This window comes from Herbiconiux aconitum (assembly GCF_024979235.1).
Taxonomy (GTDB): domain Bacteria; phylum Actinomycetota; class Actinomycetes; order Actinomycetales; family Microbacteriaceae; genus Herbiconiux; species Herbiconiux aconitum.
The window spans coordinates 1,386,882-1,404,411 of the sequence record NZ_JANLCM010000002.1; the positions used below are offsets into that span (position 1 = coordinate 1,386,882).

Genomic DNA, 17,530 nt, shown 5'->3' on the forward strand with positions numbered 1-17,530 from the left:
ACGAATTGTTGTGTTAGCTGGAACTGACACGAAGGTGGTCCAAAAGGCTTTGGATATCTCCAGAGTCCAAGCTGCCGCCGATCGCGGACTCTTCTGAGAGGTCCCCAAGCCGCTCTACGGCGGGATCGTCAAGAATCTGGCCCATGAATCGAAGCTTGAGCTCGAGGCGCTGATTCACCACATCATCAATCGTGCCTTCGGATGTGAGGACCGTAATCCGCGTGTCAGTATCCGGAGCCAATCCGAGTCGGTGAATGCGATCAAGCGATTGCAGAAATCGTCCTGCTGCGAAGTCACGATCGACATACACCGCATCATGGCACTCATGGTGAAGGCTGATCCCCTCGCCCAGAGTCGCTGGATTCGAGAGCAGGACGAAGCACTCCGGGTCGCTGCGAAACCGGGCAATGCTGCTTTCCCGATCTTCCGATCCCCCATAGACCAACGCAGGCGAATAGTTGCGCAGCAGCTCATTGAGTGTGGTTAAAGACCGTACGAACGTCGACCAAACGAGCGTTTTTCTCCCAGCCCGAGCGTTCTCTGCAACGATCGCAACGGTCTCTTGATACTTCGGTGAAAGTTCGTAGAGGGGCAGGTCTCGCATTAGATCAAACAGAGGCGTGCCGACTGGCGCAAGCAATGGAGGAACCTGATAAGCCAAAGGTTCGTAACGCGTAGTGCCCACTGACAATAGCGCGGGACTAGTCGCCGCCATCAACAAGTACACGACAGCTTTTCCGAGCGATCGAAGATCATCCGGCGAGCTGACACTGCGGTTTGAGACTTGAGAAACGAGCGCGTCGTACACTTCACGATGCAGTGGAGAAAGAGCAAGCGCACGCACCCGCGTTTGCTCGGGCTTGAGGCCCAATTCCTTCTTCGTGGTGCGCGTAAAGAGTGGCTTAAGGACCGTGCTCGCGTGCCTGAGGTCACCGTCAGCTACGGCTCTATTGACCGTCTGGCGTCCCTGTCCAGGCCACACAAAACCAAATAGGTTCTCGAGGTCGCGGACTCCATTTGGCGCAGGGGTTCCAGTAAGGATAAGACGGCGCTTCGCTCTAGGCCCGAGCGCCAAGCACGCAGCTCCGTAGGCCCCATCAGCGCCAAGCTTCATGCGGTGGGCCTCATCCAGAATCAACATGGACGGCCTCGCGGCCAGCCACCTCGTGAGTTCTGGAAGCGAAGCGACAAGGCGCTCGTAGTTAATGATGACGACGTCGGCGGATACCGGAGCATGGCCATCAAGGACAACAACATTGAACTTCTTGTCAAAACAACCGTCTAGCTCGTCAAGCCAAGCTTCGTAGGATGATTTCGGTCCAACAACTAGGAGCCGTTCGACTTCATCGGCATGCTTTGCGGCCGAGAATACCGCCGCTCCAACCCGTGTCTTGCCAGCGCCAGGGACTGAGAAATTCGCACCGTGCCTCATCGAAAGCAGCGCTGACACATCACGCTGTTGAAAGTCGGTTAGGGGCCCGATCCAATTAGGGCCAAGCATCGCCTGCAGATCAGCTGGCGAAATCGCCTCAGTGGCCCCACCGTGAAGCGATCTCTCTGCGTGAAGCGCGTCCGCGCTCGCACTGGTCACGACCGCAACGAGCTCCGGGGCCCACTCGACTGTATCGGGGTCCGGCCAGGACGCTAGCTCGACCAGTGAACCTAAAAGCTCGTCTAGTTCGACGTCAACCGCATCCACGCCAATCTGACGCGCCGATCGAAACTTCGGGGCCATTCGGCGCAGATCAGACTCCCAGCCGGCACCTGCCGTTAGTCGCACATGTAGCGGCCCGTCAGAAAAGGACAAACGCAGGCTCGCCTGTTTCACTGTGCTGAGTCTTCTTCCACCCGAAGGAGCCAGTCCACACCCGCGGACGAATTTGTAGCAGCTTTTCGTGTAATCCGGGCGAGGCGACCGAGGCTCTTCCTCAGTAGTACTAGGGCTTCGTCAAGCGATTCCTGGTCAACAGCTTTTGTGGCCATAGCCGCAGCGATCTCTTTGGCTGCTAGGTCTAGCTGATCAGCGGCATCTGATATCCGTTCTCCCGCCGCAACCTTGCGCTGACGCAGGCGCTCGTCTTTGCCAGCAGGCTCTAACGCGCGATCGATCGAGCTGTGAAGCGCGGCAATTACCGCGTGCGACTCGTCGGTGGGCAATGCCGTCGGACTCTGAGCAGAAGCCTTGGCGCGCAGAAGCTTGTCAGTCAAAGCTTTGACTGACTGAACATCCGACGTCGCGGCACGCACAGTCACCGGGATGCCAGGGATGGCGATCGGCGCTTCATCTGCGACTTTGTCACTCTTCAAGTTCTCCGGAAGCTTCGGTACGAGGTATTTCTGGTGGAAATCTGGTTTTGCGAGACGCACGTCTGTCTTCGAGAACCCGAGGACAATCATCGCGAGCCTCGATTCCTTTAATGACTCCGCGGTGTCACGGTTAGTCGCTACCTCTTTCACGTATGCGCGATGCAGCTCCCGAAGCTTCTCCTGATGGTCTTCGAAATCGATCAGACGCAGCGAATCACCATTCTCTAAAGCGCTCCTCGAGATTGCATCCTGGATTAATGAGTAGACCCAACGATCCCTTTCCAGCGTTTGCACCTGGATCCGAAATTCTTTCGCTATGTCCTCAGGCTTGCGGCCCTGTGCGAGCTGCTCATCCATGGCGATGAGTTGGTTTATGTAGGAGTAGTCACGCTTATTCTCCTTACGCAGCTGCAAGGAGAGTTCCACGGCGTTTACGTCGTCTCGACCCGTGTCGGGTGGCAGCACCGCAACTCTGATGTGACGAAGCCCCAGTTCGCGAAGGGCTGCGCAGCGGGTGTTGCCGTTGACGAGGATCCCCTCTTGTGTGATCAGCCCGGGCTGCTGTTGCCCAAATTGCTCGACATCGTCCCGCAAAGTCTCAAAATCCGGATCGGTTCGATCCGGATCCGAAGGCTGTGATCGCAAGAGTTTTTCCAGGTAGGCCTGCCCCTCCTTACCCCAAGGATCCTCCGCCAAGACCTTATTCTTCTCTGGGTCAATTGTTCTTTGAGCTCGAATTCGGTGAGTGTCTGGGTTGTAGAGGAGCAGGTCCACAGGCATTGATATGACGGGCAAGTGGATACGCTGATCTCGCAGCTCAACTGTCAACTTTTCACCGTTGTCCTCTTTCGCCTGCTTAAGGCGATCGGTGACAATCGAGACCACGTCAGCTGCCGTCGACGGCAACCCGAAATTCGACTCCAATGTCTGTTCCCCCCTGGGTGACAATAATGTTGCCTTTGCATGATTACACACGCATCGTCATACGCGTCGAAGTTGGAGAGTGCAAATGGAAACGCCGAATTGGACTGACCCAAAGAGCGGCGGCACGATGGCAAGGTCGGCCCTCTGGCTGCTTCAGGAAGTCGGAATTGGTGAAACATTCACTAAAGCGAACCTTCGAGATTCATTTCCAGGTGTCGCCCAGATCGATCGGAGGATGCGAGATCTCCGCAAGTATGGGTGGGCGATCGACACCAGCGCCAATGACGCGAGTTTGGCTCCAGATGAGCAGCGATTCGTGCGACAAGGAGAGCCAGTGTGGGAATCCACGTGGCACGCTCCAGCTGTATCCAACCAACCCACCTCCCGTCAGCGAAGTGCGGCATTCGAGGCCGATGACTACGTGTGCGTAGTATGTGGCATCGCCGGCGGCGAGACCTACCCCGACATTCCCTCGAAGACAGCAGTGTTGACCGCGACTCCAGTGAACACGATCGTGGGAGCTCGTTCTAGCGTCGAGTTCGTCACCAATTGTGGCGTGTGTCGTTCGGGCACACCGAGCCAGGGGTTTGAGCTTGATGAATTACGCGCCGAGCTTCGACGTCTCGATCCAGCTGAACTGAGCAAACTCAAGCGTTGGATCGCCAAATCTCGCCGAATTCCGACTCCAGCAGATCGGCTCTGGATGCAGCTAAGACGATTGCCCGCACCCGTGCGGGAGGAACTCAGCAAGTATCTGGATTAGCGGCCATGCGCGGAGAGCGCATTACTCGCGATGAGCGCGTAGATCCGATGCCTCGGCGTGCGGCGAATAGACGAGGTCAAGCGTCTAGCTGATTCGCCCTCGGTACTTCTCCATGTACAAATGCCGCTCATGGTCCTGTTGGCCGGTGAAGCCTTTGAATCTGCCGAGGCGATAGGAAGTCCCTGAAGAAGTTGTCCTCACATCGATCTGAAAATCATGGGACAGCGCAGCGAGCTTTCGTTCGATTACTGCTTGCGTATTTGACGCGTCGAGCAGATTGTGTAGATGTTCAAGCGTCACATATCCTGTCGCCGTCGCAAGCGCCTTGTATATCGGGTCGTGAACGGCAGAGTTAAGGCCAGGCACATCATGTCGCTGGCCTTCATGAAGGAGCGCCGATCTGATTGACCGGCCGATTGCCTCGGCGACTGGGGGCGGGAATGCATTCCCGATCTGGCGGTACTGCGCAGTCTTGCGACCAGCGAAGCGCCATTCGTACCCGTCGCTCCACCCCTGCAATCGCGCGACCATCGGCACAGTAAGTTTTGGCATGCGAATCGACGGATGAGGCCAATCCGAGCCTGGCGCTTCGTCTGCGACGCCACGCCCATCTACGGCGAGATTTGCCCAGGCGGCTTTTGCTCTTGTGGGACCGAGATCCGCTCCGCCGTGCTTCTTGCTTCCGCCGACCAATGTAGGCCCGATGTCGTCAGCGAGACGGGCCCAATCTTCCGCGTGCTTCCATCCATTCGAAGCCATTAGGTCTTGTAGAGCAGCACCGACGGTTACGACCTGGCCGTTCGGCTCGGGCCAGTGAAAGTAGCCGGCGTCTTCTTCCTTCATTGCAACAAGAACAAATCGGGGGCGGAGTTGAGCAACGCCGAAATCAGCGGAGTGGAGCAGCCGCCAGTCTGCGACATATCCGAACTCCGCAAGACGATCAAGTATCCGCTGCCGATATCCAGCGAATCGGTTGGAGGCGAGGCCTCGCACGTTTTCTAAAAGAAGAGCTCGAGGCTGGATCACACCCACTTGCTCGACTGCCCAAGCGAAGAGGTCTCGCTCATCCGACGATCCAAGCTGTTTTCCGGCAATTGAGAACGGCGGGCAGGGGACGCCCCCCGCCAGCAAGTCAATACCGACATAGTCGGAAGGATCCCAAACATCGATGTCAGCCACGTCACCCTCTGCGACTTTCCAAGAGGTGTTGTCGCGCAACGTCTGGCACGCGTAGGCATCAAGTTCCACGGCGAGGGCGTGACTGAATCCTGCGTTATGCAAGCCCAGCGCCTGTCCCCCTGCTCCTGCGCAGATTTCGACGACCGTCAGATCAGTTTTCATGCAGCACTCCAGGCCATCATGTGCTCGCCCGTCGCAACTCTCTTGCAGGACGAGGCGAGATTGGTACTTTGAGAATAGATGTACATCATCACCGATACCTCCGACACGCGAGACTCCCCGACCAGCGCCGGCCGATCGCGAAACATGCGCGCGATCAAACGGGTCGATACCAAACCCGAGCTCGAACTGCGATCCGCTCTGCATCGAAGAGGCTACAGATTCCGTAAGGACTTTCGAATTGACACCGCGCAGCAACGAGCCCGCCCAGACGTTGTGTTCACGAAGCGGAAGGTGGCCGTCTTTATAGATGGTTGTTTCTGGCATTCCTGCCCTGTTCACGGTCGGCGGCCCACGGTCAACCAGACCTACTGGAACCCGAAGCTAGCCAGGAACATCGATCGTGACATCGCAACGAACGACGCGCTTGTAGCCGAGGGCTGGATCGTCATTCGAGTCTGGGAACATGTCGCGCTTGCGGAGGCTGTCGACCGAATCGAGCAGGTACTCGCCGATCGCGCAGTCAATGCCCACAATTCCACGCTGAAGAGCTCGCTCGTTCAGATGAAGTGAATTCGCCCTGCGCTGAGCGTGCGTCTCTTACTTGAAGTTGGCCTTGATCCAAATCTCATCAGCGCAATCCTCAGAGCAAGCCTTCCACGGCATGATGCGCTCCTTCTTCGTCACGCGAATCCCGCAATTTCGGCATCGATACAGACGCCGTTCCTTCAATCGCGCTTCGATAAGCCGGTTCACGATTTTGCCTGCACATAGTTGGCGAGCTCCTCGGCCACGACAGCGTTTAGCTCGTCGCCGTATTGCATAGCTTTTGCTTGGGCAGCCATCCAGAGCTCCGCAGAGACCTCGACGTGAATTGTTCGAATTGTCGGTGTCATGACACCATGATATCGCTCGTCATGACACCCTGCAAGACTGAATGTCATGACACCATTGGTGCCATGCCCAATCAACCGAAGACACCGATGAAGTCCTTCAGAATTTCTGAAGACCTCTATCGATCCGCACTCTCGAAGGCCCAGTCAGAAGGGAAGTCGCTCAGCGACGTGGTGCGCGAAGCTCTGGAACGCTACGTCAGCTCATGAGTTGTGCCGCTGGCTCTCGGAGCGATCATAGGCTCTAAACTTCCTCGTCGAGTTCTTCGACGGTCCCCCGCTCCGGGAGCTGTGGCGCATCCTTGACGACTACATCGTCGGCCTTCGCGCGTCGCCAACGCTCGCCAGCAATGATGGCGCCCGAGCCGTCAGTCGACGGAACTACACGGACTGAAATGTACTCGGTAGCAGATGGCACCGGCACCGCGAGCGCCTTGGCGATGTGAGCATGGTACTTCCCACTCAGTATGACGATGCCTTCGCTCGCCAGTACTGAACGCGAGCCACCGTTTCCACGAACCCGCTTCTGAGCGTCCAGTTGCCGTGCCACGGTCGCAACAGTAGTGCGATGGACAATGCGACCTTCGGCGGCTCGGAACAGTCGATGCAGTCTCTGCGTGCCTTTCGTGCTGTCGAGGATGTGGGTGACGACGTCTTCGGGAAGCTGCAAAAGCACGTTCGGTGGCAACTGGGCCTCACGCCATAACCACTTGATGGCTGCACGGCCGGTCAGACTCAATTGACTCTTCTGGTCGCGGTTGGTCTTATCTCGGCGGTTCACTTCCGACACCCGCACGAGCCCTATGGACCAACGCGATTCGGCGTCGTCTGCAGTACCTACAAGCGCAATCTGGTCAAATACCTCCGGCGGAAGCATCCAGCCACCCATCGACTGACTCCACTTGGCGTCTACTTCATAGCCTTCGATGAAGAAGTCGAGCTTCGCACCGCCTTCGAAGGAGAACTCGCGCTGAGCATTGATTTCGAATAGCGAGCCGAAATGAGTCTTTTCGGTTTTCATCAGTTCGTCCCACTTGTAGCGGCCAGTCTCCTGGCCGTTATAGATCATGTCGAACGTGTGCCGAATCACACTGCCCCACCGCGAACCGTCAGGGTCAAGTCTCAGTAGCTCTTCCGCGATCGCCTCGAGCGGGAGGTCAACTACTGACATCGTGACTTCTTCATCATTGGACACGAGGCGAGCATACAGATCGCCCGTGCCGAACGATGCGTGGCGGCGCTGCGCACGGCGGGGTCGAGGCCGTCCGACAACACAACGATATGCCCGCCGCCGAAGTATCCGACTGGCCTCCCCGAATCAACCGGAACGAACCCGGCGACGCGATCCAGTCGGTCTGGGTGCTGTTCCAGCGCATCCGCAGCTCACTGATCTCGATGTCGCGGCCCGGCTTGTTGCCCTTTGTCTTCCACTCCCAGGCGTAGCCCGCCACCACGCGCGAGAGGCCGACCTCGCGGTCTCGACGCACGATCTCCGCACGCATCTCGGAGACGTCGTCGAACATCCGGAAGTCGTAGTCACCGGTAACCGGGACGGATGCGGGATCGAGAACCTGGCGTCATTTAGGAACTACGTGACCGACATGGGACATAGCCAGAACCCGCACACACCTGCGAACTACTCAGGATTCTAACTTGGGTCTGGGTTTAGCTCCGGGTCAAGTTCACGAACGCGCTCGAGATCACGCTCGCGCTTCATTTGATATTCGTATTCCTCTTGTGGAGTCGCCTTCCGGACCACTCGAGATTGTGCTCGGCGGTACTCATCGACGTCTTGGTAGTCACGTTCGTTTATCCGGACGCCTTGCCCATCTGAACGGATTGCTCGGCCGACCGCGATTCCATCGCGGCCGACTCTGTCTCTGCGTTCAAGCAGGGCGATGCTCCTCGCCATGCCGGACATCTGAGTAAGCAACGACTCGAGCACGTCGGCCAATTCACCGCTCGACCCGCCCGCGCTTGCGACATGTTGGAACGCGTCACGCGTTGACAACGGATTGCGAAACAGGTCCTTGTCTTCGAGCCAACTTGCGGCCTGCTGGATTGCGTTGATACTCGCGTCAACAGATGCAGGATCCGCAAGGTTGTAGACAATGGTTCGCTGGTCAGCAATGTCGAAGGGAATTGATTCACCCTCGCTGATTACCTGAATAACTGGGCGCTTATATCCGTGTGCAACTGCTAACTCGTAGAAGACGTTCGCATTGTGTCCAGTCAGATCAGCGATCACCAGATCAGCCGTGAGAATCCGTTCGACTATCTGCGTGGAGATGGAGTCAGTGCTGGTCTCCTCATCCCCACGGATAACAGTCCACTCTGGCGATGTAAGCGCCTTCCGAAATATGTATGTCAGAGCCAAATCAGACAGATGTCTCGGCTGCGTACCCTTTTGTCCAATTGGCGAAACGACGAAAGCTACCTTGCTATCGATATTCACTTCCCCGGAATCACTGCTCGTCATTGTTCCCCCCTCGATTAGATTTGCTGATCGACTCTATCCACCAGCGATCAAATAGGGATACGTCCCGTTGCCCCGCAACGACTCCGATCCCTAGGGTTTGCCGGATAAATCTCTAGCTCCAGGCGGCCTCGATCTCATTGGCGAAGGGAGCAGGGACGATTAAGCGGAGCGAATTACCTACTAGAGCCACTGCTAATCCCGCGACGCCCCTTCTGCGTTGCTGTGCGCCAACGTCCCCGGCACGCATGAACTGCCGCAGATGCACTCTTAGCGCCAGGTCGTGACCATAGACGTAGGTGCCACGAATGCCACGCGTGAGCAGCACGGCGTAGACGTTCTGGATGTACCAGAGCAGGTCGTCGTTGGAGTAGATGCGGCCGAGCGCCTTGTTCGCCTCCTTGCCCTTCTTGTCGAAGTACAAGGCGCGGTCGACGACGATGCGGCCGGTGGTCGTGTCGAAGCGGAGGTCGGGGCCGATGATCACGCCGGCATAGTTGAGGTCGTAGCCCTGCACCGTGTGGATCGAACCCACCTCGTCTAGCGAACCCGGCGACGCGATCCAGTCGGTCTGGGTGCTGTTCCAGCGCATCCGCAGCTCGCCGATCTCGATGTCGTGACCCGGCTTGTTGCCCTTCGTCTTCCACTCCCAGGCGTAGCCCGCGACCAGGCGTGAGAGGCCGACCTCGCGGTCTCGGCGCACGATCTCCGCACGCATTTCGGCGACGTCGTCGAACATCCGGAAGTCGTAGTCGCCGAAGTCGAGGATAATCGGCTGCCTTGGCGTCGGCCACGAGCCGCTCGAGAGGGATGTCGGCCGGCTTCACGCTCTGCGCGGGGTCGACCAGGAAGATCTGGTGGATGCCCTTGGCCGTGATCCAGTCGAGCTGGGTCTTCGACGTGTCGCCGTGGCCGAACAGCCTCGTCGTGATTTCGCGGAACTTGATGTTCAGTGCTGCCGCCGGCTGATTCGCGCGCTGGTTCAAGCGATGCGTCTCATCGACGATGACCACTTATCCGACGAAGCTCCGCGGTCTTTTGCGGCTCGTCGCCGGAGACTTCGGGCCCGGCGCGGGCTCGGTTTCGCGCGTGCGCACCACACGTGCAGAATAGGCAAAGGTCGACAAGTAGGCGGCCCGGAGGGGACGCCGATGAAGGCACGATCGATGGTGGCCGCAGCAGGGATCACCGCCCTGCTGCTATTGGCTGCACCCGTTGCGGCTGATGCATCCGTTTCGGTTCAGGGCCGGTCGGCTAGCCCCGCACCAGCTTCGGCGAATGAGGTCATCGCAACCGTCCAGAGCGAGCCGTATTACTACAACTCGTACGAGACGTTCATTGCCACCCCGAACAACCTTCCAGCCCCGGTTACCCCGGTCACAACAGTGCTGCATGTGGAACTGAGCGATGCGTTTCTCGCGGGAGCATCCGACAGCCTGATCTGGAAAGCGTTGAGTGTAGATGCCCTGACAGGGACCTCGATCATCGACCGAGAGGCGAAGTTCGTCGACATCGCACTTCCGGCCAACTTCTATGACCTGGCATCGACGGCGATCTGGCCTGGAACGCTGTATCTGGAAGTCTCCTCGCGTGCTAGGAGCACGGACCGCCTGCCATCCGTTCCCGCGCGATTCACCCAGGACAAGGCCTTCGGCTGGACCAGCACCACCGACTATGTGCTCAAGCTCCAACCTGCCAAGGCGGATTCCGAATCGACAGTGCAGATTCCGATGTCCAACATTCACTCTCCTGGGCCCCAACTCACCAGACTTTACTGGGCCACAACGGAAGAGGGGGCTGTCATCGACCAGACAACGACGCTCCGCTTCGTGTCTCCCGACCCGATCTGGGCGGCGTCGGGCCCGGCCACCGCACCCAGTGCCTACATTCAGCGACCATCACTCGACTGGAGCGACGGATATCGCGTTCCGACGAGCGAGCGTCCGTCGGTTTCAGCCGACAACTCGTCGATCGCGGTGCCGTTCTCCTCCGTGACCGGGCTGGACGAGCCCTCGATCGGCGGTGCCTCCATGATTCAGTTCACTGCGGGCATGGCCAATCAGTACCTCGAGGGAACGCTTGCGACCGCGGTCATTCCGATCGGCACGAACACCTCCATTGCTAGCACACGCTCGACCCGGCTGGCTGGCTCGGACCGCTACAACGGAAGCATCGCGGATGCCGCGGTCGCCTTTCCTGAGCGAACGCGACGGGTCTACCTCGCTTCCGGCCAGGTCTTCGCCGACGCCTTGAGCGCAGGGCCGGCCGCCGTTCACAACGGCGCCCCGCTCGTGCTCGTCGCGGCGTTGGATTACGCCTCGGCGTATTACCTCTCGTGGCTGCAACCCGAAGAGATAGTCGTTCTCGGCGGCCAAGCGTCAACGCCGGATGACGTGATCGCTGACATCCTTCGCGAAGCCAAGCTCGACCCCGATTCGTACACGCTGCGGCGTGATGCGGGCGCTGACCGGTACGCCGCTTCCCTCGCCATCTCGGCCTCAGAGTTTCCGGACGGCGCAGCGACCGCCTTTCTCGCATCCGGCGCCGGCTTCGCGGATGCGCTTACCGCGATCCCTGCCGCCTCCCGTGAAGACGCCCCCGTCATCCTCATCCGCGGCGATCAGCCACGACTGGATGACGCCACTCGCGACGAACTTGACCGTCTCGGGGTGTCGAAGGTCGTGATCGCCGGCGGCCCTGCCAGTGTGTCGACCGGCATCGAGAAGCAGCTGGCCCAGCTGTACCCCGGCAACGTGACACGATTCGGCGGGGCCACACGCTTCGACGTCGCCGAATCTCTCAATGCTGCCTACTTTCCGACAGCGACGACAGCCTATGTAGCGACTGGGGCCAACTTTCCGGATGCCCTGACCGGCGGCGTCCTCGCCGGCGTGAAGGACGCGCCGCTCGTTCTGGCGCGCACCGAGTGCATTCCGGCGTCGACGTGGCAGCGCCTGGCCGCGTGGGCGCCATCCAAAGTCACCTTGCTTGGCGGCCCCAACAGTCTCTCGCCCGCAATGCAGAGTCTTCCGCGGTGCAATTGAGCTCGCGGCCTGGCGGTAGTGCGGACTCGAGACCAACGAGGACTGAGTAGCAATTGCTCAGCTAGCCACTAGTAACGGGACCCGTTATTATTGAGCATGATCCACTCGTTCGCCGACCTCAACACGGAGCGGGTCTGGAATCGGCAGCACGTTCGCCGGTTCGGCAGTGATCTGCAGCGCATGGCGAACCGCAAACTCCTCATCCTCGACGCGGCTGAGGATCTCATTGAGCTTCGCATTCCGCCCGGCAACCGTCTCGAACAGTTGAAGGGCGATCGCGAAGGTCAGCACAGCATCCGGATCAACGACCAATGGCGCATCTGCTTCGTCTGGACTCCTACGGGCCCGGTCGACGTCGAGATCGTCGACTACCACTGAGAGGAGACATCATGGCAACCGCACACGCGCCGATTCATCCGGGTGAGATCCTTCTCGAGGAGTTTCTCAAGCCACTGGAGATCAGCCAGTACCGGCTCGCCCAGGCGATCAACGTGCCCGCTCGACGCATCAACGAGATCGTTCACGGCAAGCGCGGGATCTCCCCCGACACGGCGGCGCGGCTCGCTCGGGCGTTCGGCACGTCGGATCGGTTCTGGACGAACCTTCAGACCCGGTACGACCTCGAGCTCGTCACCGAAGCAAAGACCGAGGAACTCAACCGGATCGTGCCGCTGCTCAGCGCATGACTCATCAGATCAGGCTGTAACTCCGGTTCGCCTACGCGGAGGGCTGGCTGCGCTTCACCGCAATGTTCGGATTCCCAACCGCTACTCCGCGCCGGGACCGGTGTGCCCGTGCATGCAGAGGAATACACTCACCGCATGTCCGATGCCAATGGAGGCGACAGGCCACCGTTTCCGGAGAACGTGCCGGCAGCGGGCACGGGCACGCCGCAGGCAACCCACGACGGTGCGCAACAGCCACCCGCGTCGCCTGGCCAGCCGGCACCGGCTTCGCCCGCGACTCCGTCGGCGACGCGGCACCCCAAGAGGTTCTACGCGATCGGCGGCGCGATTCTGGTGGCCATCGTCGGGGCGACAGCGTCGGCCGTCATCACGCCCGAACGGCTTGACGGGCTCTTCGGGATGTTCGGCGGCGAGGCCGGCGCGGGCGTTCCGCCATCCTCTTCGACCACAGCGCCACCCCTCGAGACCAAGAGCGTGTCGAGTGGTGATAAGGCGCTTTCGTTCGCGATTCCTGCCGAATGGGGCGCACGCAACGGGAATTACAACGTGAGCCCGGATGCCGGCGCCGCCGTGATCACCGGAACCCAAGTCGACTCACCGGTCGAGTTCGGTGAAGACGGGGCCTACATCGCGGTGTCCAAAGACTTTGCGACGAGAACGGGACTGACCGGGCTCGCGGCCGACGACCTCCGCACCCGCGCCGACGATCTCGTCGGCGAAGCTGACTGGACGATCGACGGATGCATCGCCTCCGACGAGCCGTCCCGCGAAAAGGACGGCTGGCAACTCGCGACCAGGTACTGGAAAGACTGCGCGCAGATCCCCGACAGCAAGCTGTGGGAGATGGTGGCCATCGACGACGAGGGAACCATGGTCGTCACCCTGCAAGTGCTGCTCTCGCCCGACGCGTCGCCCGAGGTCGTGGACGCGATCATCGGGTCCTTCAACGTCGATCCGCGGAAGTTGACGTCTGGGCTGGGCGGCGACGTCGTGATTCCTTGAGACGAAGATTGCCGCACCAGAAGGAAGTCTTGGCGTCACTATGGACTCGAGCCGGGCCGGAACCAGGCGACGTGGGGTGGGTGATCCGGTCGCGTCATTGGCATCGGGTTTGGCGGGAGGCCGCGCAGCGGTCGGGGGACTTTGACTCGACCGGATCACCCATCCCGCGGCGCCCAACCACCCGAAACTAAACGAGCTTTGATCAGGCAATTCTGATAGAATCTCAGTATGCAGACAGCCACTCGACTCCGGGAGATCGCCGACGATCTTCGCGGCGTCGTGGGTGCGGTCGGAGCGGGGCTGGCGGGGCTGCGCGACGAGGAGTTGCTCGAGGTCATGGCCGCTTTCGAGGCGGTGGGCCGGGTGGTCTCTGCCGGGCAGGTTCGAGTTGCCGGGGAGGTCGGGGTGCGGTCGCGCAGTGAGCTCGGCGACGAGGGGCTGAGTCGGTCGCAGAACTTCACGAGCCCGGTCAAGCTCGTCGCGAGCGTCACGGGCACGTCGGCGCGCGAGAGCAAGGCGCGGCTCGAGATCGGGCGCAAGCTGCGCGGCGCCGTGCTTCTGGGTGGCGGCGAAGGTCCGGCTCCGTTCCCGGTCGTCGCACAGGGCCTCGACGAGGGCATCCTCGCCGTCGAGACGGCGTCGATCATCGTCAGCAAGTGCGCCGAACTCGCGGAGCGCGGATGCTCCCCCGACGTCGTGGCCAGTGCCGAGCAGACGCTCGTCGACGAGACCGTCACGCTCCACCTGACGACGGATCAGACGCTCAAGCTCGCCATCCACCTGCGCGAAGTGATCGACCCCGACGGAGCCGAGCCGCGGGATGAGGTGCACCAGCAGCAGCGCTCGCTCACCATCGCGCAGGCGAGCGACGGCATGATCCGCGGGCGGTTCGCCCTCACGCCCGAGCAGGGCGGAATGTGGCTGTCGAGCATCCAGGCGATGCAGAGCCCGCGCGTGTCAGATTCACTGGCCGGTGGCCCGCGATTCCTCAGCGAAGACGAGTTCGTTGCCCAGACCGCCACTGCCGACACCCGCACTCAGGCGCAGAAGAACGCCGACACCGTCACCGAACTCATCACCCGTGCCGCCGGCGCCGCCGACATGCCCCGCATCAACGGCGCCTCCACTACGGTCAACGTGCACATCTCGCTCGACGACCTCGAGGCAGGGCGCGGCGTCGGGTGGATCGACGGCGTCGACGAACCTGTCCCCGCATCCACCGTGGCGCAGCTGCGCTGCTCCTCCCCCATCACCGCGACACTCTTCGGCGACCGGGGCGAGGTGCTCTACCACGGCAAGACGAAGCGACTTTTCAGCGCAGCACAGAACCGGGCCCTCGCAGCCCGAGACGGCGGATGCGTCTCGCCCGGATGCGACCGGCCCCCGTCGTTCTGCGAGACGCACCATGCCGACGAATGGGTCTCCGACGATCATCCACCCGGCCGCACCGACATCGACAACGGGGTGCTGCTCTGCCACTTCCACCACAGCCACCTCCATCGGGCGGCGTGGAAGCTCATCATGCGCGAAGGCGTGCCCCACCTCATCCCGCCACGGTGGATCGACACCACGCAGACGCCGATCCCGACCACCCGCCGACGCACGATCCAGCGCCCAGCCGCCTGAGAAGGCGCGCCCGTCTGCGTGAACCAGCCACGGTCATCGAGGGCAAGCGCGAAGCGCGCGGCAGCCCGCCGCCGAGCCAACCACCCAGACATCCGGACATCCAGACATCCAGCCAACCACCCCCCAGGCATCCGATCGTACGCGGCTGCCGCACGCTTCGCGCTTGCCGACGATGGCCATGGCTCGGTCGATAGGTACCGCATCCCACACGGGCTGGCAATCGGCAAGCCGGTCGAGCGGGCCCGACTCAGATCTGGTGGAGTAGGCCACCGTGCCAGGGCCGCGGCGCTCACCAGGCATGCACCGCGATCTCGGCTCAGCGACCGCCTTGCGCTACGCCAAAGCCCCCGTTCGAGCGACGATGCCGGGGTCTTCTCCCGCGGATGACCGCCCGGCGCCTATGCCGACAGCTCGGCCCGGAGGAGCGCTGCGCCGGCGCCCAGGGCAGCGAGCTTTCCACGAGCCACCGTTCGAGGCAGGGGCGCCATGCCGCAGTTGGTGGAGGGGTAGAGCTTGTCGGCATCCACGAACTGAAGCGCCCGCCGCAGCGTATCGGCCACCTCATCCGGCGTCTCGATGGTGGTCGACGCCACGTCGATAGCTCCCACCATCACCTTCTTGCCTCGGATGAGCTCGATCAGATCGATGGGCACATGCGAGTGGTGCGATTCGAGCGAGACGATATCGATGTCCGACGCCTGGAGCTTCGGAAAGATCTTCTCGTATTGACGCCACTCCGAACCGAGGCTCGCCTTCCAGTCGGTATTGGCCTTGATGCCGTAGCCGTAACAGACGTGCACCGCCGTCTCGACCGTGATCCCTTCGATCGCCCTCTCCAGAGCGGCCACTCCCCAGTCGTTCACCTCGTCGAAGAAGACATTGAACGAGGGCTCATCGAACTGGATGATGTCGACGCCCGCATCCTGCAGATCCTTCGCCTCCTGATTGAGGATGGTGGCGAACTCCCACGCCAGCTTCTCGCGACTGCCGTAGTGAGCGTCGTAGAGGGTGTCGACCATGGTCATCGGGCCCGGCAACGCCCACTTGATGGGCTGGTCGGTCTGCGCTCGGAGGAACCGGGCATCATCGACGAAGACCGGCTTCTCGCGGGTCACCGCACCGACCACCGTGGGCACGGATGCGTCGTAGCGGTCGCGAATCCTGACCGTCTCACGCTTCTCGAAATCCACCCCATCGAGGTGCTCGATGAAGGTGGTGACGAAGTGCTGCCGGGTCTGCTCGCCGTCGCTCACGATGTCGATGCCCGCCTGCTGCTGGTCGGCCAGCGACAGACGCAGAGCATCCTGTCGCCCCTCTGCCAGAGCGTCGCCGTCGAGCTTCCAGGGCGACCAGAGCTTCTCGGGCTCCGCAAGCCACGAGGGCTTGGGCAGGCTACCCGCGGTGGATGTCGGAAGCAGCTTGCTCATGACCGTTCTCCTTGCAGATCGAGCTGATGGGCCGTGAACTCTGTCGACCACTCCTCGAGGGCGGCCTTGTGCGGCTCGATGAAGTGCTCCTCGGCGAACTTTCCCTGCTCGACCGCCAGCCGGCTGCGCTCCTCCCGGTCGTATTCGATCGACGTCGGCGAGAAATCCGGATTCGTCAGGCTCGCTTGATAGCTCGCCCCGGCTGTGGAGTTGGCGGTGTAGATCTCGGGGCGGTAGATCTTCTGGAAGGTCTCCATCGTGCTGATCAGCGCGGCCAGCTCGAGGTCGGTGTACTCGCCGAGCAGGTCACCGAGGTGGTAGAAGGCCAGAGGGGCCACGCTGCCCGGCGGCATGAAGAAGCGCACGCTCAAGCCCATCTTCGCGAAGTAGGCATCCGTCGGCGAGTAGTCGCTCTGCCGATACTCGACACCCAGAATCGGATGCTCGACCTCGGTGCGACTGTAGGTCCTGCTCGTCGAGACGCTCAGGCAGATGACGGGGGGCTTGTCGAAATGCTGCGCGTAGGCATCCGAGGCCAGGAAAGCCTTGAAGAGGTTTCCGTGCAGTTCTCCGAAATCAGCCGGCTTGCCGGCGGGGAGCACGATGCTGAAGTCGTAGTCGCGCACGTAGGAGGAGAAGTTGTTGCCCACGATGCCCGGGATGCGCTCACCGGAGCGCCGGTCGACGATGGTCGTCTGCAGCACCTCGATCAGCGGCACAGCGCCTCGGATGCCCTCGCCGTCGATGTCGACGCTCACCGAGATGATGTCGAGTTCGACCGTGTAGGGATCGCCGTCCTCAGCGTGTCCGTGAGCCAGTCGCGCCAGTTCGTTGAAGCGACCGTCGATCATCGTGAACGTGTTGCGCAGGTTCTCCTGGCGCTTCTCGCCCCGGGCGAGGTTCGCGAAGTTCGTCGTGATGCGGGAATTGGCGAGAGGGCGGTAGTTCTCGTCGAAACGAGTGCTCTCGATCGAGAAAGCGAGGTTCGTCATCGACAGAAGACCGCCCGGGCAAGAAGGGCGTCTCCGCCGACGAGGTGAGTTT

General features: G+C 61.1%; 17 protein-coding genes and 1 pseudogene. 8 read left to right on the forward strand and 10 right to left on the reverse strand.

The annotated features are described in order from the left end of the window. Window positions 1-13: 13 nt before the first annotated feature. Both N1027_RS17985 and N1027_RS17990 read right to left on the reverse strand, forming a co-directional pair. Complete coding sequence (locus N1027_RS17985) at window positions 14-1,828, reverse strand: DEAD/DEAH box helicase (protein ID WP_259509742.1); 1,815 nt, start codon at window positions 1,826-1,828, stop codon at window positions 14-16. Continuing rightward, window positions 1,825-3,213, reverse strand: a complete 1,389-nt coding sequence (locus N1027_RS17990; RefSeq protein ID WP_259509744.1) for a ParB/RepB/Spo0J family partition protein — start codon at window positions 3,211-3,213, stop codon at window positions 1,825-1,827. Before N1027_RS17990 ends, N1027_RS17985 begins: the two co-directional genes overlap by 4 nt. A 103-nt stretch (window positions 3,214-3,316) precedes the next feature. On the opposite strand from N1027_RS17990, the gene N1027_RS17995 reads away from it, so the two are divergent. Continuing rightward, window positions 3,317-3,994, forward strand: a complete 678-nt coding sequence (locus N1027_RS17995; RefSeq protein WP_259509745.1) for a KpnI family restriction enzyme N-terminal domain-containing protein — start codon at window positions 3,317-3,319, stop codon at window positions 3,992-3,994. Between the two features lie 84 nt (window positions 3,995-4,078). On the opposite strand, the gene N1027_RS18000 is transcribed toward N1027_RS17995, so the two are convergent. Further along, window positions 4,079-5,335, reverse strand: coding sequence for a DNA cytosine methyltransferase (locus tag N1027_RS18000; protein WP_259509747.1), 1,257 nt, complete (start codon window positions 5,333-5,335; stop codon window positions 4,079-4,081). Between the two features lie 78 nt (window positions 5,336-5,413). Between N1027_RS18000 and N1027_RS18005 the strand changes: the two genes are divergently transcribed. After that, complete coding sequence (locus tag N1027_RS18005; protein ID WP_259509749.1) at window positions 5,414-5,905, forward strand: very short patch repair endonuclease; 492 nt, start codon at window positions 5,414-5,416, stop codon at window positions 5,903-5,905. Between the two features lie 179 nt (window positions 5,906-6,084). Here the strand turns inward: N1027_RS18005 and N1027_RS18010 are convergent, their stop codons facing one another. The 5 genes and pseudogenes from N1027_RS18010 to N1027_RS18030 form a co-directional block, all read right to left on the reverse strand. Next, entirely contained in the window at window positions 6,085-6,228 is a 144-nt protein-coding gene (locus N1027_RS18010; protein ID WP_259509751.1) for a hypothetical protein, read from the reverse strand. Between the two features lie 241 nt (window positions 6,229-6,469). Next, entirely contained in the window at window positions 6,470-7,420 is a 951-nt protein-coding gene (locus N1027_RS18015) for a NaeI family type II restriction endonuclease (protein ID WP_259509753.1), read from the reverse strand. Then, a pseudogene (locus N1027_RS18020) lies at window positions 7,410-7,757 on the reverse strand (DNA/RNA helicase domain-containing protein); the annotation flags it as partial. The gene N1027_RS18015 and the pseudogene N1027_RS18020, both read right to left, overlap by 11 nt. Window positions 7,758-7,873: 116 nt before the next feature. Next, a complete protein-coding gene (locus N1027_RS18025) occupies window positions 7,874-8,704 on the reverse strand; it encodes a hypothetical protein (protein ID WP_259509755.1) in 831 nt (276 codons plus the stop codon). A 112-nt stretch (window positions 8,705-8,816) separates the two neighbouring features. Beyond that, on the reverse strand, window positions 8,817-9,440 hold the full coding sequence (locus N1027_RS18030) for a DNA/RNA helicase domain-containing protein (RefSeq protein WP_259509758.1): 624 nt from the start codon (window positions 9,438-9,440) through the stop codon (window positions 8,817-8,819). Between the two features lie 41 nt (window positions 9,441-9,481). Between N1027_RS18030 and N1027_RS18035 the strand changes: the two genes are divergently transcribed. The 6 genes from N1027_RS18035 to N1027_RS18060 all read left to right on the forward strand — a co-directional run bounded on the left by N1027_RS18035 (window position 9,482) and on the right by N1027_RS18060 (window position 15,059). Further along, window positions 9,482-9,670 carry a hypothetical protein gene (locus N1027_RS18035; RefSeq protein ID WP_259509760.1) on the forward strand — a complete coding sequence of 63 codons (189 nt, stop codon included), beginning with the start codon at window positions 9,482-9,484 and terminating at the stop codon, window positions 9,668-9,670. A 182-nt stretch (window positions 9,671-9,852) separates the two neighbouring features. Then, window positions 9,853-11,745, forward strand: a complete 1,893-nt coding sequence (locus N1027_RS18040) for a cell wall-binding repeat-containing protein (RefSeq protein ID WP_259509761.1) — start codon at window positions 9,853-9,855, stop codon at window positions 11,743-11,745. Between the two features lie 96 nt (window positions 11,746-11,841). After that, window positions 11,842-12,123, forward strand: coding sequence for a type II toxin-antitoxin system RelE/ParE family toxin (locus N1027_RS18045; RefSeq protein WP_259509763.1), 282 nt, complete (start codon window positions 11,842-11,844; stop codon window positions 12,121-12,123). Window positions 12,124-12,134: 11 nt separating this feature from the next. Continuing rightward, a complete protein-coding gene (locus N1027_RS18050) occupies window positions 12,135-12,431 on the forward strand; it encodes a HigA family addiction module antitoxin (protein ID WP_259509765.1) in 297 nt (98 codons plus the stop codon). A 135-nt stretch (window positions 12,432-12,566) separates the two neighbouring features. Continuing rightward, window positions 12,567-13,433, forward strand: coding sequence for a hypothetical protein (locus N1027_RS18055; RefSeq protein ID WP_259509767.1), 867 nt, complete (start codon window positions 12,567-12,569; stop codon window positions 13,431-13,433). 228 nt (window positions 13,434-13,661) lie between these two features. Then, window positions 13,662-15,059 carry an HNH endonuclease signature motif containing protein gene (locus N1027_RS18060; RefSeq protein ID WP_259509769.1) on the forward strand — a complete coding sequence of 466 codons (1,398 nt, stop codon included), beginning with the start codon at window positions 13,662-13,664 and terminating at the stop codon, window positions 15,057-15,059. 398 nt (window positions 15,060-15,457) lie between these two features. Here N1027_RS18060 and N1027_RS18065 read toward each other — a convergent pair whose 3' ends face one another. Next, window positions 15,458-16,486: a methionine synthase gene (locus tag N1027_RS18065; protein ID WP_259509772.1), complete on the reverse strand. Its 1,029-nt coding sequence runs from the start codon at window positions 16,484-16,486 to the stop codon at window positions 15,458-15,460. Beyond that, window positions 16,483-17,478 (reverse strand): putative oxygenase MesX, encoded by a 996-nt coding sequence (locus tag N1027_RS18070; protein ID WP_259509774.1) that lies wholly within the window; start codon window positions 17,476-17,478, stop codon window positions 16,483-16,485. Before N1027_RS18070 ends, N1027_RS18065 begins: the two co-directional genes overlap by 4 nt. Between the last annotated feature and the right edge of the window lie 52 nt (window positions 17,479-17,530).